The following is a 20,992-nucleotide window of genomic DNA, read 5'->3' as shown; positions in this document are numbered from 1 at the left end:
TTCCGGGGGCTCCGCCCCCGGACCCCCGCTCCTCAAACGCCGGAGGGGCTAAGGGGTCGCAGCCGCAACGTCACGATCTCGAACGGCCGGAGGGAAAGGCTGGTCGTCGCGGGTGCGACCGGCCGCTCCAGGAGGTCGCAGACCGCCACCTCCTCCACCTCGAAGCCCGCCGTCAGGCGAGCCGAGGCCCGTCCGCCCAGCGATTCGTACACGCGCACGACCACATCTCCACTCCCGTCGTCCGCCAGCTTGACCGCCGACACGACGACCGCGTCGTTGTCCACGGACACCAACGGAGCGACGCCGCCCGCCGCCCCCGGAACGCGCCGCTCCGGCAGGTTGATCCGGTACCCCTCGCGTACCGCGTCCCCCACGGACGCTCCCGGCACCAGCGCGTAGCAGAAGCGGTGGACGCCCTGGTCCGTGCGCGGGTCGGGGAAGCGGGGGGCCCGCAGCAGGGACAGCCGCAGGGTCGTGGTGGTACCGCCGGTGTCCCCGGCACGCGGTGAGCGCGTCACGTCGTACCCGTACGTCGAGTCGTCGACCAGCGCCACGCCCCACCCCGGCTCCTCCACATGGACGAACCGGTGCGCGCAGGCCTCGAACTTGGCGGCGTCCCAGCTGGTGTTGGTGTGCGTGGGCCGGTGGAGGTGGCCGAACTGGGTCTCGGCCGCGACCCGGTCGGTGTGGACGTCCAGCGGGAAGGCGGCCTTGAGGAACTTCTCCGTCTCGTGCCAGTCGACCTCCGTCTCCACCTCCACCCGGCGCTCCCCCTGCGGCAGCGTGATCCGCTGCTCGACCCGCGAGGAACCGAAGGTTCGGACGATCAGAACGGCGGCGCCGTCGTCCGTCAGCTCCAGCGTGTCGACGTCCGTCAGATCGGTGACCGTGTTGCGGTAGAAGCGGTCGACGTCCCACGCGTCCCACATGTTGGGGAAGTCCTGGTGCAACTGGAGGAGATTCCCGGCGGCCCCCGGTGCCAGGGTCTCGCGGCCGGCCCGCCGGTCGTGCACGGAGACGAGCAACCCGCGCTCGTCGACGACGACCGTCAGCAGGCCGTTGTCCAGCACGAATCCGCCGCCCTCGCGCGGCTCCACGGTGGTGGCCGGGGCTGTCGACGGCTCCGCCGAGGCCGCCGCTCCGAGCGCCGGCACGCCGCCCCGCGCGTGGGGGGCCGCGTTGAAGACGACCGTCGCCTCGCCGTCACCCGCCAGCGCCGCCAGCGCGTCCGCGATCAGCGACTCGAGTTCGGCGGCCACCTCGGCGTACGTCCGTGCCGCCTCCCGGTGCACCCAGGCGATCGACGTCCCGGGCAGGATGTCGTGGAACTGGTGCAGCAGCACCGTCTTCCACAGCCGGTCCAGCGCCTCGTACGGATACGGCGCCCCGGTCCGTACCGCCGCCGTGGCCGCCCACAGCTCCGCCTCGCGCAGCAGGTGCTCGCTGCGACGGTTGCCCTGCTTGGTGCGGGCCTGGCTGGTGAGCGTCGCCCGGTGCAGCTCCAGGTAGAGCTCGCCGGCCCACACCGGGGCGTCGGCGTACTCGGCATGCGCCTTCTCGAAGAACACCGACGGCTTCTCGAAGGCGACCTTCGCCGAGCCCTCCAGATCCGCCAGCCGCTTCGCCCGCGCCAGCATCTCCCGTGTCGTGCCGCCTCCGCCGTCGCCCCAGCCCGTGGGGGCGAGGGAGCGCGTCGCGCCGCCGCCCTTCTCACGGAAGTTGCCGACGGCGTGGGCGAGTTCGCGGCCCGAGAGCTGGGAGTTGTAGGTGTCGATCGGGGGGAAGTGAGTGAAGACCCGGGTGCCGTCCAGGCCCTCCCACCAGAAGGTGTGGTGCGGGAAGGTGTTGGTCTGGCTCCAGGAGATCTTCTGCGTCAGGAACCACTTGGCGCCCGCCAGCCGCACCAGTTGCGGAAGCGCCGCCGAGTAGCCGAAGGAGTCCGGGAGCCACACCTCCTCCGTCTCGATCCCGAACTCCTCCAGGAAGAAGCGCTTGCCGTGCGTGAACTGCCGGGCCAGCGCCTCCGACCCCGGCATGTTCGTGTCGGACTCCACCCACATGCCGCCCACGGGGACGAAGCGGCCCTCGGCGACCGCCTTCTTCACCCGCGCGTACACCTCCGGCCGGTGCTCCTTGATCCAGGCGAACTGCTGTGCCTGGGACATGGCGTAGACGAAGTCCGGTTCGTCCTCCAGCAGGGCGGTCATATTGGCGGTCGTCCGGGCCACCTTGCGGACCGTCTCGCGCAGTGGCCACAGCCACGCCGTGTCGATGTGCGCGTGGCCCACGGCGCTGATCCGGTGCGCGGAGGCGTGCGCGGGCGCGGCGAGGACGTCCGCGAGCCGCTCGCGCGCCCGTTCCGCCGTACCGCCGACGTCCTGGAGGTCCACGGCGTCCAGGGCGCGTTCGACGGCCCGCAGGATCTGCCAGCGGCGGGGCGAGTCCACCGGCAGCTCGTGCATCAGCTGCCCCAGCACGTCGAGGTCCTGGACGAGCTCCCACACCGTCCGGTCGAAGACGGCGAGGTCCATCCGGGTCAGCCGGTAGCGGGGCGTGTCGTCGGCGGTCTCGCGGTCGCCCAGCTCGGTGGGGCGGAAGGGGCGGTAGTCGAGGATGACGGGGTTGGCGGCCGCCTCGATGTGCAGCAGCACCGGCTCGCCGCCGGTGGCCCGCTCGGCGATCCGCACCCACTGGTTGCGCGGGTTGAGCCCCTTCACGGGCGAGCCGTCGGGGCGGTAGACCAGGCCCTCGCACTGGAAGCCCGTCATGTTCTCGTCGAAACCCAGGTCCAGCAGGGCCTCGACCGTACGCCCCGCCCACGCGTCCGGTACCGCGCCGGAGACGGTGAACCAGCTGGTGCCCCACGCCGGGCCCCACTCCGTGCCCACCGCGACGGGGGTGCGCGGCGCCGCCAGCCCTTCCGCGACGGGCACCGGCTCGCCGGGCGCGTGCCACACGGAGACCTCCAGCGGCACCGACTCGGGGTGGACGGCCGGGCGGATGCGCTCCTCCAGGACCCGCTTGAGCCGGGCCTCGGTGATGGTGCGGTCGTTGTGCATGCCTCTCCTTGTCCGGTCTTCGCGGTCTTCGCTGTCTTCGCGGTCTTCGTCCGGTGGCTACCAGCGGTGGGCGACGGAAGCGGGGGCCGACGCGGTGTAGAGCTCGTCCACGGCGCGCACCTCGATGCGGGTGGCCTCCTCGCCGGCCGTGCGACGCAGCGCCGGGACGTAGTAGGCATGCCCACAGGTGCCACCGAGGAAGCGGCGCCGGCCGCCGGGCACCACTTGGTGGAGCTCGTAGTGGCGTACGGTCCCGGGGCCCCGCCTTGTGGGCTGCCAGGTCAGGCGGAGCGCGGCCGTGCCGTCGGGGTTGCGGGCGGAGGCGGTGACGGCCGGCGCGTCGGGCGGGCCGGGCGGGACGGGCGGGCCGTCGTGGAGGGCGAGCTCGCCGAGCCGCCAGCGGACGCGTCCGCCGTCCGGGGCGGTGAGCCGGACGCCGAGGACGTGGGCGGTGGCGGCGGCGCGGCCGCGCAACAGGCGATCCAGGGGGAGAGTGGTGGTGGTCCAGCCGCTGCCGCCGGTGGGGAGGTCGCCTGCGGGGAGGTAGGTGAAACGATCCGGCTCGTCCAGGGCGACGGCCAGCTCCACGCGGACGGCCGCCGAGCCGGGTTCGGTGCGGTGGGCCAGCTCGGCCACGGTGGCGGGTGACAGCGGAAGTCTCGCCGCGTAGAGCTCGACGGTGGAGGGAAACGCGGACTCGCGGCCGTCGACACTCTCAACGCCGTCGACACCGTCGATGAGGAGGCTGCTGCCGCCGCGCCAGGCGTCGGCGAAGTCGAAACCGACGACGGGCCGGGCGGCGCCGGCCGTCCGTATGACCCAGCGGCGGCCGGGGAGCCGGTCCTGAAGCCCCAGGTGGTTCCAGGGCGCGTCGGCGACGCGCACGCCCCGCTCGTACCAGCCGAGGCCATGACCGGTGTTGAAGGTGGTGGCGAAGGGGAGGGAGGTGAGCGTGGAGCGGTCCGCGACCGAGGCCGCCGGAGCGCGCCAGGGCCCGGTGCCGGGCCGGGCGGGGTCCAGGGAGGCACTGGACCAGAAGCGGTCGTCGCGCGCGTGGAACGCGGCGGGGCCGCGATCGGTCCCGGGGAGGCTCTTCCACGTCCACTCGGGGCGGTAGAAGCCGAACGAGGCGACGTGGGGGCGTCCGGCGGGGACCACCGCGTCCCAGTCGACCCGGGTGTCCCAGCCGTTCGCCTCGACATCGATCCCCGCCCATAACTCGTACGGACTCCGGCCGAGGCTCCGGGCGAGCTCGCCGGAGGAGGTGAGGCCGGTGCGACTCCAGTTGAAGTTGAGGAACATGGTGTCGGCGGCGCGGAAGAACGGGGAGTTGCGGTCGTTGAGCTCGTTCTGCCAGGCGATGTCACCGGAGACGGCCATGGCGTCGTACCACGTCACCCGGAGACCCGGGCCGCCGCGCCGGCGGAGGTACGCGACGAAGTCCCGCGTGTCGGCCCCGAGCCGGGCGTCCCCGCCGCCCGTCTCGGCGTTGAGGAACCAGCCGTCGAAGCCGTACGCCCGGGCCACCTCGACCAGCTTGTCGGCGAGCGGGAAGCCGCCGTCGGCGTCGCGCCGCACGAGGTCGCGGGTCCACTCCAGCCGCCCGCCATAGGCGGTGGGCGGCAGGAAGACCGTACCGAGCACGGGCACGCCGTTGCGGTGCGCGGCGTCGACCACGGGCGCGTTGGGCGCGAGGATCAGCCCCTCGTCCGAGGAGCCGCCCCAGAAGACGAGCTCGTCGAGATAGGCCCAGTGCGTGAGGGCGTAGTAGTCGGCGGTGGCCGACCCCTGCGAGGGGTTGCCGGACGTCGGCGCGAATGCGGCGAGCGCGGAGATCCGCGCCTCGTCGCGCCGCGCGGTGGAGTTGGGGGGCGGGGGAACGAAGCGGGGGGCGAGGGGGACGGTGGCCCTGTTGAAGGCGAGGTCGGGGTCACCGGCGGGAGTCCAGGCGCGGAGACTGCGCCGACGGACACCGGGGGGTGGGGTGCCGGGTGGGAGGGTGTCGGGGTACCAGTAGGAGGCGTAGGGCTGGAGGTCGGTGGGGGCGGGCGTCACGGGCCGGGCGGCTGTGGCGACGAGCGCGGCCGCGAGGGCCTGGCGGCGGGTGAGGTTCATGAGTCCTCCCGGAGCGGGGGTCCGGGGGCGAAGCCCCCGGGAAACGGTGGAAGGGCGGGTCAGGGGCCAACAACCTCCGTGATCCCACGAGCGGCCAAATACCCCGCATCCCCCGCCCGCTCCGCGAGCACCACCCCCACCCTCCCCCCGCCGGAGGCCCCCCGCATCCACGCCTCGAAGAACGCACCTCCCGGCGCGCACACCCCCCGACCCGGCGCTTCCTCCGGCTCTCCCGCGTCCAGGACCAGCGCGGTCCGTCGCGCCCCCGCCTCCGCCACCGGGTGGCGGCCGCGTTCGCGCGCGTACCGCCCCACCACCTCCCCCACCGGCTTGACCACCCGGTCGTTCGTCAGCAGCCCCAGCCCGTACTCCAGCTCCGGGAAGTCCGCGAGGCCCCGGTCGACGTCGTGGGAGCACCACCACGTGATGCCCCAGACGTCCGGGCAGTCCAGGACGGCCTCGATCGTCGCCTCCGCGAAGGCCGCCGCGCCCGACGGCGGAACGTGCGGGGCCGGTGCCCCGACCTCCTGGAGCCACACCGGGCGAGCGGGGTCGTCGGCCCAGGCCTTGGACAGCTCGACAAGGTACGCGGCGTGCAGCCCGGTGGCCGGGGCGTCGTGACCGTAGCGCTGGGCGGTGCCGTCGAAGACCCACGAGTGGACGGTGGTCATGGCGCCGAGCCGGGCCGAGTGGGCGGGGGTGAAGGGGTGGGTGCCGTCGTACCAGGCGGCGTCGTAGGACGCGTGGACGTGGGGCAGGCCGGGCGCGCCCGCCTCGCACGCGGCGAGCATCCGCCGCAGCCACCGGCCGGCCTGTGCGGGGGTGACCGGGTCGGGGTCGGGGTGGGGGCGGCCGGAGAACTGGTTGATCTCGTTGCCGACGGTCATGCCGAGGAAGCCGGGCCGGCCGGCGAGGGCGGCGGCGAGCGTCGTGAGGTAGGCGGCCTGCGCGTCGACGACGTCGGGGTCGGTGAAGATGTTGCGGCGGTGCCAGGTGGTGGTCCAGGAGGGGATGAAGTCGAAGCTGGACAGATGGCCTTGGAGTCCGTCGACGGCGACGTCGAGCCCGCGTTCGGCGGCGGCGTCGGCCAGTCGCACGAGTTGGTCGACGGCTCGGGGGCGGATGAGGGTGCGGTTGGGCTGGAAGAGCGGCCACAGGGGGAAGACGCGGATGTGGTCGAGGCCGAGGGCGGCGATGGAGTCGAGGTCGGCGCGGATATCGTCGAGGTCGAAGTCGAGCCAGTGGTGGAACCAGCCGCGCGTAGGGGTGTAGTTGACGCCGAAACGCATGACGGTCGGGGCTCCCTTCAGCCCTTGACGGCGCCCTCGCCGACGCCGCGGAAGAAGTACCGCTGGAGGCAGGCGAACATCACGACGAGCGGGGCGACGGCGATGACGGTCCCGGCCGCCACCAGCCGGGGGTTCTGCGTGAACGTGCCGTGGAGGTAGTTCAGCCCGACGGTGAGGGTGAAGCGGTGCTGGTCGGAGAGGACGATCAGCGGCCACAGGAAGTCGTCCCAGGCGCCCATGAACGCGAAGATCGCGACGACCGCGAGGGTGCCCCGGACGGACGGTAGGGCGATCCGGGTGAAGCGCTGCCAGGCGTTCGCCCCGTCGATGACGGCCGCTTCCTCGATCTCGTAGGGAAGGGCGGCGAAGGCGTTCCGCATGAGGAGGACGTTCAGGGCGCTCACGGAGCCGGGGAGGACGACGGCGACGAGGGTGTTGTTGAGGTGGAGGTCGCGTACGAGCGTCAACTGGGCGATGACGATGGACTCCACCGGCACGAGCAGGGCCAGGACGAAGGCGAGCCCGGCCGCCCGCCGGCCCCGGAAGCGCAGCCGGGCCAGGGCGTACCCGGCCATGGCGGCGCCGACGAGGTTGGTGAGCACGGCGGCGGTGGCGACCTTGAGGGAGTTGAGGGCGTAGTCCCAGACGGGGATGGTGTCGGCGACCTCGGCGTAGTTGTGGACGGTGGGGTGCTGGGGGAGGAAGCGCGGGGGTGAGGTGTAGATGTCCTCGGTGGTGTCCTTGAGGGAGGTGGAGAGCTGCCAGAGGAACGGGCCGACGGTGAGGGCCAGTACCAGCAGCATCAGCGCGTATCGCAGGACCTTCTCCCGGCCCGGAGTCCGGAGCATCAGCCGCGCTCCTCGCGTCGGGAGCGGCCGTCATCGCCTCGGGCGCGGCCGTCCTCCTCGCCTCGGACACGGCCGGCCCGCAGGACGAGCAGCATCAGCAGCAGCGTAATGACGAAGACGACGAGGGAGAGCGCGGAGGAGTAGCCGACGCGGCCGTTGAGACCGGTGCCGGTGCGCTGGACGAGCATCACGAGCGTGGTGTCCTGCCCGGCCGGCCCGCCGGTGGGCCCGGCCATCAGGTACACCTCGGAGAAGACCTTGAACGCGGCCACCGCCGACAAGGCAGCGACCAGCACCATGGTCGGCCGTACGGCAGGGAGGGTGACGCTGAGAAAGCGGCGCAGGGCTCCGGCGCCGTCGACGGCGGCGGCCTCGTGGAGCTCGCGGGGGACGTTCCCGAGCGCGGCCAGATAGATGATCATGTAGTACCCGAGGCCCTTCCACACAGTCAGAGCCATGGCGCTGAACAGCAGCAGCCACGCGTCGCCCAGGAAGTCGACGGGCCCGGCGCCGAGGGCGCGCAGGATGCCGTTGACGAGTCCGCGGTCGTCGAGCATCCAGGTCCAGATCAGGGCCACCACGACCACGGAGGCGACGACGGGGGTGTAGTAGGCGGCGCGGAAGAACGTGACGCCGGGCAGTTTCTTGCGCACCAGCAGGGCGAGCAGCAGCGGGAGGAGGACGGTGCAGGGGACGACGAGGAGGACGTAGAGGGCGCTGTTGCGCAGGGCGGTCCAGAACTGCTCGTCGTCCAGCATGGCGCGGAAGTTCTCGAGCCCGGTCCACCGGCCGGGGGTGAGGGTGCGGGCGTCGGTGAACGCCTGGTGGGCGGTGGTGAGGAAGGGGTAGAGGCTGAAGACGGCGACGACGGCGAGGGCGGGCAGGAGGAAGAGCCAGGGGCTGAGGGCGCTCCCGTCCTTCCCGGCACGCCTGCGCCCGGCACGCCTGCGCTCGGCGCGCGTATGCCCGGCGCGGACTCGCCCGGCGCGCGTTGTCGCAGCGGGAATCTTCACGACGGCGGCTCAGCTCTGCCGGAGAAGTCTGTCACTCTGCGCGACGGCGTCGTCGAGTGCCCGCTGGGGGATTTCTTGCCCTGGAGGGCCTTGGCGACCTCGTTCTTGAGGACGGTCTTCATCTCGTCGCTCATCACCACGGGGGTGTAGTTGACAGCGCCCTTCAGCATCCTCGCTGAGGCCACGCGGACCCGGCCCTCGTCGGTGCCGTCGTCCTTCGTCCAGTACGGGTCGTCGAGCGATCCCCGGGTGCTGGGGAAGACGGTGACCTCGTGGGCGAATGCCTCCTGGTTCTTTCTGTCGGTGACGAAGTGGGCGAAGGCGATCGCGGCGGCCTTGCGCTTGCTCTTCCCGTTGACGGCCACACCCATCACGTACATGTTGGGCTTTCCGGTGTTGTTCGGCGCTTCCGCGATGCCGAGGTTCCGGTAGAGGGTGGGGGCGTTCTCCTTGAAGGTGGCCAGGTCGTTGGCGCCGCCGGGGTTCATGGCGACCTTCTGCTCCAGGAACTTCTGGCCGGATTTCTCGGGGGTGTTGGTGAGGGCCTGCGGGTCGAGGCCGCCGCGGTCGTAGAGCTCCTTGTATTTGGTGAGCAGTTCCACGCCCTTGGGCTCGTTGTAGGTGAATTTCGTGGCATCGCTGTTCATCAGCTTCACGCCGTAGCGGCCGAAGTCCTCGACGGACGGGGTGTTCGCGAGGGTGGCGATCCGTCCGCCGGACTTGGAGGCCATGGCGAGTGCGGTGGTGAACAGTTCCGCGTAGTCCTTCGGCGGTTTCTCGGGGTCGAGCCCGGCGGAACGGAAGAGGGCCTTGTTGTAGAAGAGCGGCCCCGTGGTGAGGTACCAGGGGAAGGAGTACGAACCGCCCAGCCCGGGGAGCGTGTTGCCCTGCCATGCCTCCGCCGTGTATTCGCCCTTGAAGCGTTGCGCGGCGTTCTCCTTGTCGAGATTGACCAGCATTCCCGCTCTGGCGAGCGGATAGGACAGGTCCGGGGAGACGTTGACGACGTCGGGCAGGGTGCCGGCGGCGGCGTCGGCGCTGAGCTTGTCCGCGTAGTGCTCGGCGGGCTGATCCAGCCAGGTGACCTTGACGCCGGGATTCTCCTTCTCGAAATCGCCTACCAGATCCTCGAAGTAGTCCTTGAAGTTCGCGCGGAGATTCCAGGTCTGGAAGGTGATGCCGCCGTCCCCGCTCCCTCCCCCGCCGCCGCCCGAACCGCAGGCGGTGAGCGCCATGGCGGTGGCGAGGAGGGTGGCGGTGACGACGAGGCGCCTATGCGGCTCCGGGCGGGATACGGGCATGGCGGACGAGCTCCTTCGATCGGGTCGGACGGTCGGTAGGAGGCCGGTCAAAACCTGCACCCGGCAAGGGAGTTGCGTCAATACTGCCGTCAGGCACTAATGCGCTTTAGTGGAAGGCAGCGATGCGCCGCAGACCGACGATCAAGGACATAGCGCGGCGCGCGGGCGTCTCGGAGAGCGCGGTGTCCTTCGCGCTCAACGACCGGCCGGGCGTCTCGGCGGCCACGCGCGAGCGGATCCGCCGGGTCGCCGATCAGCTCGGCTGGCTGCCCAGCGCCGCCGCCAGGGCCCTGTCCGGCGAGGGCTCGGCGACCGTCGGCCTGGTACTGGCCCGTCCCGCCCGCACCCTCGGCGTCGAGTCGTTCTTCCTCCAGCTGGTCTCGGGCGTGCAGGAGGCCTTGGCCGTGCGCGGGTTGGGCCTCCTCTTCCAAGTGGTGGAGGACGTGGACGCCGAGTGCGCCGCCTACCGGCGCTGGTGGGCCGAGCACCGCGTGGACGGGCTCCTCGTCGTCGACCCGCGCGAGGACGACCCGCGCCCGGCGCTCCTGGCGGAGCTGGGGCTGCCGGCGGTGATCGTGGGCGCGCCGGGAGCGGGTACCGTCCCGTCGGGCGCCGCGATCTCCTGCGTCCGGGCCGACGACGCGGCCGCGATGGCCTCGGTCGTCGACCAGCTGCACGACTTGGGCCACCGGCGCGTGGCGCACGTGGCGGGAGTGGCCGAGTTGGCGCACACCCGCCGCCGCATCGCGTCACTCCGCGCGGAGGCCGCCCGCCGGGGCCTGCGCGAGGTGACGTCCGTGACCACCGACTACTCCGACGCGCAGGGCGCCGAGGCGACCCGGCGCCTCCTGTCCGGCGAGCGTCCGCCCACCGCGATCGTCTACGACAACGACGTGATGGCGGTGGCGGGCCTGGCGGTGGCGGCGGAGCGCGGCGTGTCCGTACCGCATGCGCTCTCCATCGTCGCGTGGGACGACTCCGCGCTCTGCCGCAACACCCACCCCACCCTCACGGCCCTGACCCGCGACACAGCCGGCTTCGGCCGGCACGCGGCCGAGGAGTTGATCGCCCTGCTGGACGGCGGCCCGGCGCGATGGGTGGAGGACGCGGCACCCCGACTGATGGCGCGCGAGTCGACGGCGGTGGCACCCGGGAGCCGGCGGTCCTTGTCGTGACACCGACAAAAATTCACCGGCAACACCTCCCCATGTAACCGCCGACGGCCACACCATGGGGGCCGACGTACCCACCTCGCCCCCACCGGAGTTCGGCATGCGCGCACCCCACCCCTTCCGCCGGATCGCCGTGGCCGCCGGCGCCCTCCTGCTCTCCTCGATGTCGCTACTGGCGACCCCGGGCACGGCCCAGGCGGCCCCCGGCACGTACTCCCTGCTCGTCTTCCCGGATCAGAGCCACGGCACGGTGTACGACCTCATACGCTCGGCCGCGAAGTCGGTGGACGTGACCATGTACGAGCTGGACGACCCCGAGGTCGTGAACGCGCTGGTGAACCGCGAGAGAGCCGGGGCGACCGTCCGGGTGATCCTCGACGCCAAGCACCCCTCGGTGAACGAACCGGCCTACCAGGCCCTCACCGCCGCGGGCGTCGGCGTGGTGTACTCCTCCCCCGACTTCGTCTACACCCACCAGAAGACCATCACCGTGGACCGCGCGAAGTCGCTGATCCTGACGGGCAACCTGGACGCGAAGTACTACGCGACCGGCCGCGACTACGGCATCATCGACACGGACGTCGCGGATGTCGCCGCCATAGAGCAGACCTTCGACGCGGACTACACCCACACCGCCACCACCCCCTCCGACGGCGACAACCTGCTCTGGTCACCCACGGACTCCCAGGACCGCCTCCTCGCGCTGATCAACGGAGCCCGTTCCTCACTGGACCTCGAACAACTGGAGTTCGGCGCCAGTGCCCTGGTGGACGCGGTGGTAGCGGCCCAGAACCGCGGCGTCGCGGTCCGCGTCGTCGGCATGAACCCCGACCGCTACGCCGCCTACTTCGACCAGATCAAGGAAGCCGGCGGCACGGTCGTCACCTTCTCCTCGACGGAGGGCCTCTTCATCCACGCCAAGACGATCGTCGCCGACTACGGGACGGCATCCGCCAAGGCCTTCGCGGGTTCGCAGAACTTCTCCGACAACTCCCTCAACAACAACCGCGAACTCGGCTTGATCGTCAACGACGGGGGCGTACTGAACGGCGTCGAGTCGACGTTCAAGACGGACTTCGCGAACGGGATGCCGTACTAGGTACCGGCGGCGCGGCGAACGACGCTCAGCTCCTCGCCCGTCCGGTACAGGTCCCGTACAGTTCGATGAGCAACGTGCACAGGGCTTGCCCGGCACGGCTGAGCGTGCACCTCGTACGAACGGGGACCCCGGGCAACCGTTGTCAGCGCGGTGATACCCGTCGCGCGTACAAAGGCTCCAACGGAAACGAAGAGCCGCCCACATTGTGAGCGGCTCTTCATTGTTCCCTGCTGGTCAGCTGACGGGCTACGGGGCTCCTATGCGTAGAAATTCACCATAGATTCGATACAGCAGGACTGCATACTGATAATGGGCGTCGATGACTTCTCGCTCTTCCGTGGCCGCGCCTTCGCCGAATCGTTCCAGGCGAGAGATGATCCCTTCAAGCAAGCCCATGACGTCCCCCCGGGACGGCTGGAATATCCCCTCGTCGACAAAAGGGATCACCTGGGTCACATGTTCGTCAGCGAGAGCCAGGTCGCCATGAATGAGTGCCAGGTTCTCGCCTGCGCGCAACAGATTCCCGCCGCGGCGTAGGACGGGGAACGGCAAGCGCCGCCAGAGAGCGTAGTCCTCCATGAAATCCGACAACGACTCATCCTCTCATTAATCGGCACCATACCAGAAGGTTACGACCCTGCCGTCGGGGCCGATGATCCCGCCCTTACCCGTCTGGGGGTCCACGTATTTTATCCCGCGCGTACCGTCAGCCAGAGGCTCCAAGCTGGAGTTGAGGCCTTTCCTCCCTTCTGGCTGAGCAATGCCCGTCGCCCAGTCCTTCGCATCCTTGAGGTACTGCTCACGCGTGAAACCGTGCGCCTTCGCATGCTTGTCCCAGTGGTATTCGAACTGCGCCTCGGAGGACCTGTTACTGGTGTTGTTGAAGACGCTGTCGATCTTCTCCTTGCACAACCCTGTGTTGTGCACCAGTACGGGCACTGTGCCAGCGAGCACATAGTACGTGTGGATGTCGTCAACAGTGAGGTTGTAGACCTTGCGATTCTCGGTCCACGCACGGGTGTTGACGACCTTCTTCCGCTCCCCTTGGGGGGTGCGGAGCAGGTCGCCTACCTTGAGGCTCTTGGCTTCGATCCAGTCCTGTCGGTTCTCCACCCAGAACGGATGTGCGGAAGTGGCCGTGATCGTGCGGCTTGCGTTTCCTGAACCACCGAGATCGATCGCGACCTCAACGAGGTCCTTCTGACCCTCGCCAATGATGACGTTGGTAACCGCCCGCGCCCCGGCCTTGCCGGTCTTGGGGTCCGTGGCCAGGACCCGCTGCCCGATCCGGACGTCCTTGATCGGTTTGGAGGCTCCGTTGGCCATCAGTACCGGCGTGTCCGGTGTGAAGCTGTTGAAGAGCTTCTGCTTCGTCAGGCAGCCGGTTACCTCATCTATATCATCGACCTTCTTCTTGCCCTTTTCGATCGCCTCCTTTGCTTCCTTGATGTACTTCTTGGCCTTGGCTGATTCGTCGAGCATCTTGCCGATGCCCATGAGGCGCTTGACGAACTTGACGATGTCCGGAAGCTTTTCGGCGACCCTGAGGGCCTTGGTCCAGGGAACGTTATTGACGAGCGCCCAGAAGCACGCCTCGATGTTGCCTTCCTTGTAGCACTTCTTGACGTCCTCCCAGTCGATGAGGCCCTTGATGACCTCACCGCCGATTTCCATCAGGAAGTCCTCGAAGCTCTTGTTCGCGAGCTGCCGGAGCCTCTCGTACTCCTCGGGGTCGTATCCGGCCTTCTTGAGGATCTCCTTTTCGGTGTCCGTCAGTGCCGGAAGGTTGCCCTTCTCGCCAGCCTCGTCGACTGCCTTCGCGCGGTCCTGACGGTCGCGTTCGTCCTTCTCGGCCTGAGCCTTCTTGGCGACCTCGTCGGCCTCCTTGGCGTACTTGAGGGCGTTGTCGGCCGCCTCCTTGGCGGACTTGGCGTGGGCTTCGGCGGATTCGGCGAGCTTGCCGGCGGCGTCGGCATCTTCCTTGGCCTTGGTGGCCGCGGCCTGTGCGGTGGCGGCTTCTTGTTCGGCGAGATCGGCAGCACCAGCGGCGGCCGCGGCGTGCTGCTCGGCTTCGGCGGCGGCGCCTCGGGCGCGGGCCGCTTCGGCTTCGGCCTGGTTGGCGGCCTGGCGTGCGGCGGCGGCGTCGGCGTAGGCCTGGTTGGCGGCTTCGCGGGCTGCCTTGGCGTCTGCCTGGGCCTGTGCGTCGGCCTGGTTGGCGCGGGCCGCGGCCGCTCGGGCCTTGGCGCCGTCGACGGCGGCTTCAGCGGCGGACTTCATGGCGGCGGCCATGGAGCGCGTGGCGTTCGCGGACGAGCGGGCGGCGTCGGCCGCTGCCTTGAAGGCCGGGGCGACCTGGGCGTTGGCGCGCTTCGCGGCGGCTTCGGCGTCCTCGGCGGCCTTGACGGCCTCATCCGCCTTGGCCTGGGCAGAGGCGACCTGCTCCTCCCCCACCTCCTGGGCGGCGGTGGCGACCTCGGTGGCGAAGTCGGCGTCGATGTCCTTGCCCGTGAAGGGGGCGGTCAGCTCGATGGCGGTGTTCGCCGGGTCGGCGATACCGGCCGCGCTGGCCTTGGCCGCCGTGGACGCCTGGACGGCGATACCGGCCTGAAGACGGGCCATCGCGGCCTCGCGGGTGGCGCCTTCCGCCTCGTCCTTCGTACGGTTCGCGGCCTGCAGCGCGTTCTTCGCCTCGATCGCGGCCAGACCGGCCAGACGGGCGGCCTCGTGCGCGGCCACACCGGCACGCGCCTCCTGGGCCGTGGCCTCGGCGGCCTTGACGTTGGCACGCGTCGCCGCGGCGTGGGTTGCCGCAGCCTCTGCTTCGGCACGGTTGGCCGCCGCGTTGGCAGCGGCTGCGGCAGCCTCGGCCCTGTTCGCTGCCTCATTCGCACGCGCGGCGTGCGCGGTGGCTTCAGCGGCGGCGGCACGGGCGCGAGCGGCCGCGCCGGCGGCCTCCGTCGCGGCGGCACGAGCACGGACAGCGGCACCGCTCGCCGTGTCAGCAGCCCCCTGCGCCTGATCAGCAGCCGCACTTGAGGTTTCAGCATCCACGCGCGCCGCGGCCGCAGCGGTCTGCGCCTGAACGGAATAGGCCGTGCCCTGTGTCGCTGCCGCCATCGAGATGTGTGCCTGGGCCTTGGCCTTGTCGGCGTCGGCTTTCATTCGGGCTGTGCGGGCGTTGTACCAGGCCTCACGGGCCTTGGTCTCCATGCCACGGGCGTTGTCGTCCGCCGTGGCGGCGATACCCTCCTGCTTCTCGGCATCCGCCCGAGCCGAAGCCGCCGTAGCAGCAGCCGCCTGAGCCTCCGCCCGAGCAGCCGACGCCGTGCGAGCCTCAGCCTCCGCGCGCGCCCGAGCCGCAGCGGCAACGTCGCGCTCGTGCTCCGCACGCGCACGCGCCGCCGCGGCCAGGTCGCGCTCGCGCTCGGCGATCGCTCGCTGTTCGGCGGCGATCTTCGCCTGGCGTTCGGCTTCCTGGCGGGCCTCGCGGGTCTTCTTGGCGTGCTCCCAGGCCTCCTTCTCGGCCTGCTCCGCGGCGATCCGCGCGGTGCGCGCACGCGAGGCGGCGTCAGCGGCGATCTTGGCCTGCTTGTCAGCGGCCTCCGCCAGCTTCGCCGCCGTGGCGGCGTGCTGCTCGGCGTTCGCGCGCCACTGCTTGGCCTGCTGCTCGTGCAGCTCCGCCGCGTTCTTGGCGTTCAGGCCCTTGGCGTCCGCCTCGGTGGCCTCCACCGCGTGCTGCGCAGTTTCGCTCGCCTTGACCGCCGCATCCGCAGCCGCCGCGATACCGGACGCGACCTCCGACCACTGCGTGCCGTACGTCAGACCGGTCTCGACCAGCACATCCGCCTGGACCTTCGCCTGCGCCGCGGCCACCTGCGCCTGCTTGGCCGCCGTGCCCGCGTTCTCGACCTGGCGGGCGACTTCAGTCTTGACGTCGTCGTACGACGACAGCTTCTTGCCGGCGCGGTCGGCCGACAGCATGCGGTCCGCCTGGCGTGACGCGGCGGCCGCCTGGGTCATCGCGTTCGAGGCGTTCTTCAGCGCCTTGACCGCATGCCCGTGCGCCGCGATCAGCTTCGTACGGGCCTCGGCCGCGCGTGCCGCCTTCTCGGCCAGTTCACGCAGTTTGCGCGCGGCCTCCTCCGCCTCCTTCTGGGCCTTTTCAGCGGCGGCGCGGGCGTCCGCGTCCTTCTGGGCCGCGACCTGGTAGCCCTTTTCCAGGAACTCCGCGATCTTCGCGTCGTCCTTGGTGTCCAGAGCCGCCTGCGCGGCCTTCTTCACCTCCGGACCGCCGGAGGCCACGAGCATCTCGACGCGCTTGCGGTTCTCCTCCGCCCGCTTCGCCGCGTTCTGCTTGTCCGCCTCATCACGCTGCTTGGCGATCTTCGCGCCGAAAGCGAGGAAATCCGCGCGGTCCTTGGCGGTCGCCTTCGGGCCCAGGACACGCTCGACTTCCGCGTTGAAGAACTGGCCGCCCGTGCCGCGCAGCTTCTCGATCTCCGCGCGGTTCTTGGCGTCCGCGCCGTCCTTCTTCTCCTGGGCGCGCTTGCGGGCCTCCGCCTCACCGCGTTCCAGGAATTCCCGGATCGCGTTCGGGTCCGAGCTCTCCAGGGCCTTCTTGGCGGCCTCGCGGACTTCCTCCTCCGGGTCGAGGTCGGCGAAGTCCTGTACCAGCTGGCGGTCGCGCTCGGCGCTGAGCTTGTCCAGCTCCGTGCGCGGCGCCGGAGCCGGCCCGCCCGCCGCCGGCTTCGGCAGCGACGCCGCCAGCCGGTCCAGCGCCGCCAGCGCCCGCGTGGCCGAGACGGGCTCGGCCTTCGCCGTCGTGGCCGCCGTCGCCTCGCCCGTCGTACCACCCAATATCGCTACGACGACGGCCGCCGAAACGGCCCCTCGTAGCCGTCCGGCCCTCGGCCGGAATCTACCCATCACGGGAAGAACCCCTAACTGGAAAGGAATCAGAGAAAGTCCCCTGAACCCGCGCACGCGGGCAGGGCGGATCCGCCGAAGAATGCCGAAGGAACGCGGATCCGAGAGGTGGGGCTCAAACGCCCCAAGAATGGAGGGACTTCAAGACATCAAGCCTTGGCGCGCGTCTCGCCTGCCTGCGCCTTGTCGAACATGCTCTGCCAGAACGCGGCCGACTCCGCGGCTTCCGCCTGCTCCTGCGACCAGTTCCGCTCGTTCTCATCGGCCGACCGGCCGATGTTCTTCCAGAGCTCGTCCGCGGACGCCTTCGCCGCCTTGGCGATGTTCTTCCAGTTCTCCGCCTGCGCCGCTGCCGCCTCCCGCTCGGCCAGCCACGCCTTGCGCGCGGCCTCGGCGTGAGCCGACACGGTGCTCCAGGCCCGCTCGGCCTCGGCGCGGGCCTTCGCCGCGTCCGCCGAACCCTTCGCGGCCTTCTCCGCCGCGACGGCTTCCGCGAGCAGCCGGGACAAGGCGGCGTGCCGAAGCGTTTCCGCTTCCGCGATCCGCGTCCGGTACGCCTCCGTGTCCAAGGTCGCGCCGGTCATCCAGCCGTAGCCGAAGAACTCCACCACGTCCGCGTCCGTCGCGCCCGGGCGCAGCGCCCACTGGGCCGCCACCCGCACCTGCTCACCCGGGTCGTGATCAGCGATCGACGACACGAAGTCGCGGTCCTTGGCCGTGACTTCCAGCTTGTGCTGAACGTCCGCCTCCCGCGCGGCCCGGTCGCGCTTCTGCGCCTCGGCATAGCCCGTCTTCACAAACGCCGCCTGGTCGGCGACCGAACCCTTCAGCGCGCGCTCGGCCGCCGCCCGCGTCTCCGGAGCGAACTCCACCGCGTGCGTACGCACCACCCGCTCGCAGAACAGCCTGTTCCGTGTACGGGCATCCCGTATCCGCTGCTTGGCGGCGTCGAAACCGCCACCCGGAGCCAGCCACTCCGCGATCGCCTCGTCACCGCGCGCGCTCCGCAGAGCGTTCCAGGCGGACGTGCGGACCTCGACCGGCATGGACGACTTCGCCAGTCTGAGTACCCAGTTACGGGACGCTTCGGCCGCCGCGGCCTTTGCGGCAGCGCTCTCATCGGTCGGTTGGTCCCCTTCGACGGCCGGAGCCGCTGCCTCAACGCGCGCGTCCGCCCATGCCGGCGCCGCGTCCACCACAGCCACTCCACCAGCCAGCACGCTGACCGCCAATGCCTGCACGATCCACCACTGACGACTCACTCTTGACCCCCAAGGAACGTATGACTCACTTCTTGGCCCCCACATGGCGAGGGACAGCGCCGTGCCGCGCACGGCGCTGTCCCAGGGGCCGGCCGGACCGCGAGGTCACTTGACCGGCAGGACCTTCCACAGCTGGGCGGGGGTCTGGTTGCAGGTCCAAAGCTGCGCGAGGGCGCCGTTGTCCATGCCGCGGTGATCGATGTCCAGGCAACCGTTCTCGGTGTGCATGGGGCGCAGCTGGAAGAGCTTCTTGGCATCGTCGACGAGGGCCAGCCGCCAGCGCTGGTGCTGGATTCCGACGCAGCCCCACTGCTGCACCAGTGCCCCGGGCATGCCGTTGCCGTTCTCCACCTCCAGGCACTTGCCGCTCACCACGGACCGCAGCTCGAAGGAAGAGTCGGCGAAGGGGACCATGCGCCACTGCTGGGCAGGCGTGTTGTTGCAGTTCCACTGCTGGACCAGGACGCCGTTCCCCTTCTGCGCGTGGTCGACGTCCAGGCACTTGCCGCTGTGCGCCACCTGGAGCTGGACGACCGACTCGGCCGCCCCCGCGGCGACCGCGGACGGTGTACCGGTGGCCAGGGTCGCGAGGCCCGCGGCGGTGGCCAGGGCCGCCCGGGTGACGGTAAGGGTGAGGCGTTTCATCGTGGGAATCCGTTCCGTTCGTTCTCGTACGAGGGAGAGGGCAAGGGCGAGGGCTTCAGCGGCCGTCAGGCCGCGACCGGCTTGACGCGCCAGCGCTGTGCGGGGGTGCCGTTGCAGCCCCACTGCTGGGCGTTCGCGCCTTCCTTGAGGCTGCCGCCGGCGATGTCCAGGCAGCGGTCCTCGACATGGGTGGGCCGGAGCTCGTAGAGCTCCTTGGCGACGTCGACGAGGAGCAGTTTCCAGCGCTGCTGCGGCGCGTCGCCGAGACGCACCACCACTGCTGGACGTTCGTGCCCGCCTTGGTGCCGCTGTTCTCGACCTCGAGGCACCTGCCGCTGTGCTTGGCCCGCACCTCGAAGGTGCCCGCGCCGGCGGGGACCAGGTCGAAGAGCTGGTTGTCCGCGCCGTCGGCGCACTTCGTCTGCACGGCGTTGGCGCCGTTGCCCAGCCTGCCGTCGGCGATGGTCAGGCACTGGCCGCTGTGAGAGGGCTGGAGTTGCGCGACGGACGGCGTGGCGGGGGCGGCCTGCGCGGGCGTCGCGACGCCCGCCAGCGCGGCGATACCGGCGGCGGTGGCCAGTGCGGCTCGGGTGATCCGAGTCATGGGGGTGGGTTCCGTTCTGTCTTCTATAGAGCGATATAGAGCGATAAAAGCGAAATAGCGAACAGGCGTCGTCAGCGCGCCAGCGGCGTCGAGATCTTCCAGGTGGCGTCCTGGGCGAAGTCCTCGGCGGCGTCGTAGCGGTTCTTGCCGCTCTTGTCGGCCGCGTAGAGCTCGCCCCGGTACTGCCGCAGCCAACGCCCCGGCTGGCTCGCCGACTCGAAGGAGGTGCCGGAGCCGGTCAGGGCCTTGCGGGCGCACCAGGTGGCGTCCTTGCGGAAGGCGGTGCCGCGGTCGTCGGCGCCCATCCGCACCCGGCGGTCCTTCTGCGTCAGGTAGTAGCCGGGCTTGCGGGCGGACTCGAAGGAGTAGCACCCGGCCTGGTTGACCAGCGCGGGGACGACGACCCAGGTGGCGTCCTCGCGGTCGGCCTGCTTGCTCTTACCGCCGACAGGAGCGATGAACGCCTCCCCACCGTCCGCGTTCGACTGGCGGATGTAGAAGCCCGACAGATCGCCGGCGGCCGCCTGGAAGGACTGGCGCTTCGCCCGGTACTGGCTGTCCTCCTTGAGGAACTGCGCGACGTCCGCGTCGCTGCCGGCCAGCGCCTTCTTCGCCGAGGCCACGAGGTAGGGGTTCACGCCCGTCTTCTCGGCCCTGGTCTGGATCAGCAGGGCGAGCCGGCGGTCGCCGTCGGCGATCTTCTTGCGGCGGGCCTCGTCGTCGCGTTTGTACGCCTGCTCGGCGCCGGTGTGGATGAACTTCTTCCACTCGGCCGGATCGGAGCTCAGTACCGTCTTCTGGGCGGTGGTGTAGAGCTCGGTCCGCTGCGCGTCGGCGGGGACGCCGCGCAGCAGCTCGCGGAGGAAGTTGTCGTCGCCGAGGGCGAGCATGGCCTCGGACGGCGTGACGCCGAAGAGCGCGGCGGTGTTCTTGCGCGCGGCCAGCTCCCTGCGGCGCTCGGCCTCCTCGCGGTTCTTCTCCTCGAGGTCCTTGAGTTCCTGCGCCACGTCGACGCGGTGGGCCTCACGGATGCCGTTGGTGATGAACTCCTGCCACGCGGCGGCGTCCCCCGCCAGTGCCGTGGCGGCCGCCTTCTTGACCTCCGGGCCCGAGGCGTCGTGCTTCATGACGGCGCGGATGAAATTGTCGTCGCCGAGCGCGAGCAGGTCCGGGCTGCTCGGGATGCCCACGGCTATCAGCGCCTGGGACTTGGCGAGCCGGGCCGCGCGATCCGCGTCGGAGCGGTCCTTCTCCCGCTGCTTGTCGGCCTCGTACGCCTCGTGGATTCCGGTCGTGATGAACCGCGCGTGCTCCTCGTCGGAGCCGCTGACCATGGCGTCCTCGGCGGCCAGCCGGACCGCGTCCAGGCTCTGGCCGGCGTCCCTGGCCTTCTGCCAGAGCGCGTGGACGAAGTCGTAGTCGCTGAGCAGCAGGACGTCCGGGCTGGGGTCGAGGCGGACGACGGACGCCGCGTCGACGCGCTGCGTGTCGGTCGTCCTGATCCCTCCCTCGGCGGTCACCTTCGCGTCCGAGGGCTTCGCCACGGCGGTGCCCGGCGCGACGACGCCGACGACGGAGGCCAGTGCGGTGGCGGCCACGATCCCGCGCGACACTGCCCTGCGCATGCGTGCCGCGTCGGTCTGCCTCTTGAGCATTCTG

General features: G+C 70.7%; 13 protein-coding genes and 2 pseudogenes. 2 read left to right on the top strand and 13 right to left on the bottom strand.

What is annotated here, in order from left to right; translation table 11 throughout:
• Positions 1-32 precede the first annotated feature (32 nt).
• The 6 genes and pseudogenes from EKH77_RS28115 to EKH77_RS28090 form a co-directional block, all read right to left on the bottom strand.
• Entirely contained in the window at positions 33-3,059 is a 3,027-nt protein-coding gene (locus tag EKH77_RS28115) for an alpha-mannosidase (RefSeq protein ID WP_126917061.1), read from the bottom strand.
• Positions 3,060-3,116: 57 nt separating this feature from the next.
• Positions 3,117-5,174, bottom strand: a complete 2,058-nt coding sequence (locus tag EKH77_RS28110; RefSeq protein WP_126917060.1) for an endo-beta-N-acetylglucosaminidase — start codon at positions 5,172-5,174, stop codon at positions 3,117-3,119.
• Positions 5,175-5,233: 59 nt separating this feature from the next.
• On the bottom strand, positions 5,234-6,463 hold the full coding sequence (locus EKH77_RS28105) for a glycoside hydrolase 5 family protein (RefSeq protein WP_126917059.1): 1,230 nt from the start codon (positions 6,461-6,463) through the stop codon (positions 5,234-5,236).
• Between the two features lie 17 nt (positions 6,464-6,480).
• Positions 6,481-7,311, bottom strand: coding sequence for a carbohydrate ABC transporter permease (locus tag EKH77_RS28100; protein WP_126917058.1), 831 nt, complete (start codon positions 7,309-7,311; stop codon positions 6,481-6,483).
• On the bottom strand, positions 7,311-8,318 hold the full coding sequence (locus tag EKH77_RS28095) for a carbohydrate ABC transporter permease (protein ID WP_126918345.1): 1,008 nt from the start codon (positions 8,316-8,318) through the stop codon (positions 7,311-7,313). Before EKH77_RS28095 ends, EKH77_RS28100 begins: the two co-directional genes overlap by 1 nt.
• 15 nt (positions 8,319-8,333) lie before the next feature.
• A pseudogene (locus tag EKH77_RS28090) lies at positions 8,334-9,625 on the bottom strand (ABC transporter substrate-binding protein).
• A 122-nt stretch (positions 9,626-9,747) separates the two neighbouring features.
• On the opposite strand from EKH77_RS28090, the gene EKH77_RS28085 reads away from it, so the two are divergent.
• Both EKH77_RS28085 and EKH77_RS28080 read left to right on the top strand, forming a co-directional pair.
• Positions 9,748-10,800 (top strand): LacI family DNA-binding transcriptional regulator, encoded by a 1,053-nt coding sequence (locus tag EKH77_RS28085; protein WP_126917057.1) that lies wholly within the window; start codon positions 9,748-9,750, stop codon positions 10,798-10,800.
• Positions 10,801-10,897: 97 nt separating this feature from the next.
• On the top strand, positions 10,898-11,896 hold the full coding sequence (locus tag EKH77_RS28080; RefSeq protein WP_240667574.1) for a phospholipase D-like domain-containing protein: 999 nt from the start codon (positions 10,898-10,900) through the stop codon (positions 11,894-11,896).
• A gap of 246 nt (positions 11,897-12,142) precedes the next feature.
• Here the strand turns inward: EKH77_RS28080 and EKH77_RS28075 are convergent, their stop codons facing one another.
• The 7 genes and pseudogenes from EKH77_RS28075 to EKH77_RS28045 all read right to left on the bottom strand — a co-directional run bounded on the left by EKH77_RS28075 (position 12,143) and on the right by EKH77_RS28045 (position 20,988).
• Complete coding sequence (locus EKH77_RS28075) at positions 12,143-12,487, bottom strand: hypothetical protein (RefSeq protein ID WP_126917056.1); 345 nt, start codon at positions 12,485-12,487, stop codon at positions 12,143-12,145.
• Positions 12,488-12,502: 15 nt separating this feature from the next.
• Positions 12,503-16,753 (bottom strand): Hint domain-containing protein, encoded by a 4,251-nt coding sequence (locus EKH77_RS34440; RefSeq protein ID WP_206279941.1) that lies wholly within the window; start codon positions 16,751-16,753, stop codon positions 12,503-12,505.
• 218 nt (positions 16,754-16,971) lie between these two features.
• Positions 16,972-18,084, bottom strand: coding sequence for a hypothetical protein (locus EKH77_RS28065; RefSeq protein ID WP_240667573.1), 1,113 nt, complete (start codon positions 18,082-18,084; stop codon positions 16,972-16,974).
• Between the two features lie 105 nt (positions 18,085-18,189).
• A complete protein-coding gene (locus EKH77_RS28060) occupies positions 18,190-18,729 on the bottom strand; it encodes an RICIN domain-containing protein (RefSeq protein ID WP_126917055.1) in 540 nt (179 codons plus the stop codon).
• A 65-nt stretch (positions 18,730-18,794) separates the two neighbouring features.
• Entirely contained in the window at positions 18,795-19,007 is a 213-nt protein-coding gene (locus EKH77_RS28055; RefSeq protein WP_164737887.1) for an RICIN domain-containing protein, read from the bottom strand.
• Between the two features lie 41 nt (positions 19,008-19,048).
• Positions 19,049-19,333: pseudogene (locus tag EKH77_RS34845) on the bottom strand (RICIN domain-containing protein); the annotation flags it as partial.
• Positions 19,334-19,404: 71 nt separating this feature from the next.
• The gene (locus tag EKH77_RS28045; protein ID WP_240667572.1) at positions 19,405-20,988 is read right to left on the bottom strand and encodes an AbfB domain-containing protein; all 1,584 of its coding nucleotides are present in this window, start codon (positions 20,986-20,988) and stop codon (positions 19,405-19,407) included.
• Positions 20,989-20,992: the final 4 nt, after the last annotated feature.

It is taken from the genome of Streptomyces luteoverticillatus, assembly GCF_003970715.1.
Lineage (GTDB): Bacteria > Actinomycetota > Actinomycetes > Streptomycetales > Streptomycetaceae > Streptomyces > Streptomyces abikoensis.
This window is presented reverse-complemented; position numbering and strand designations above follow the sequence as displayed.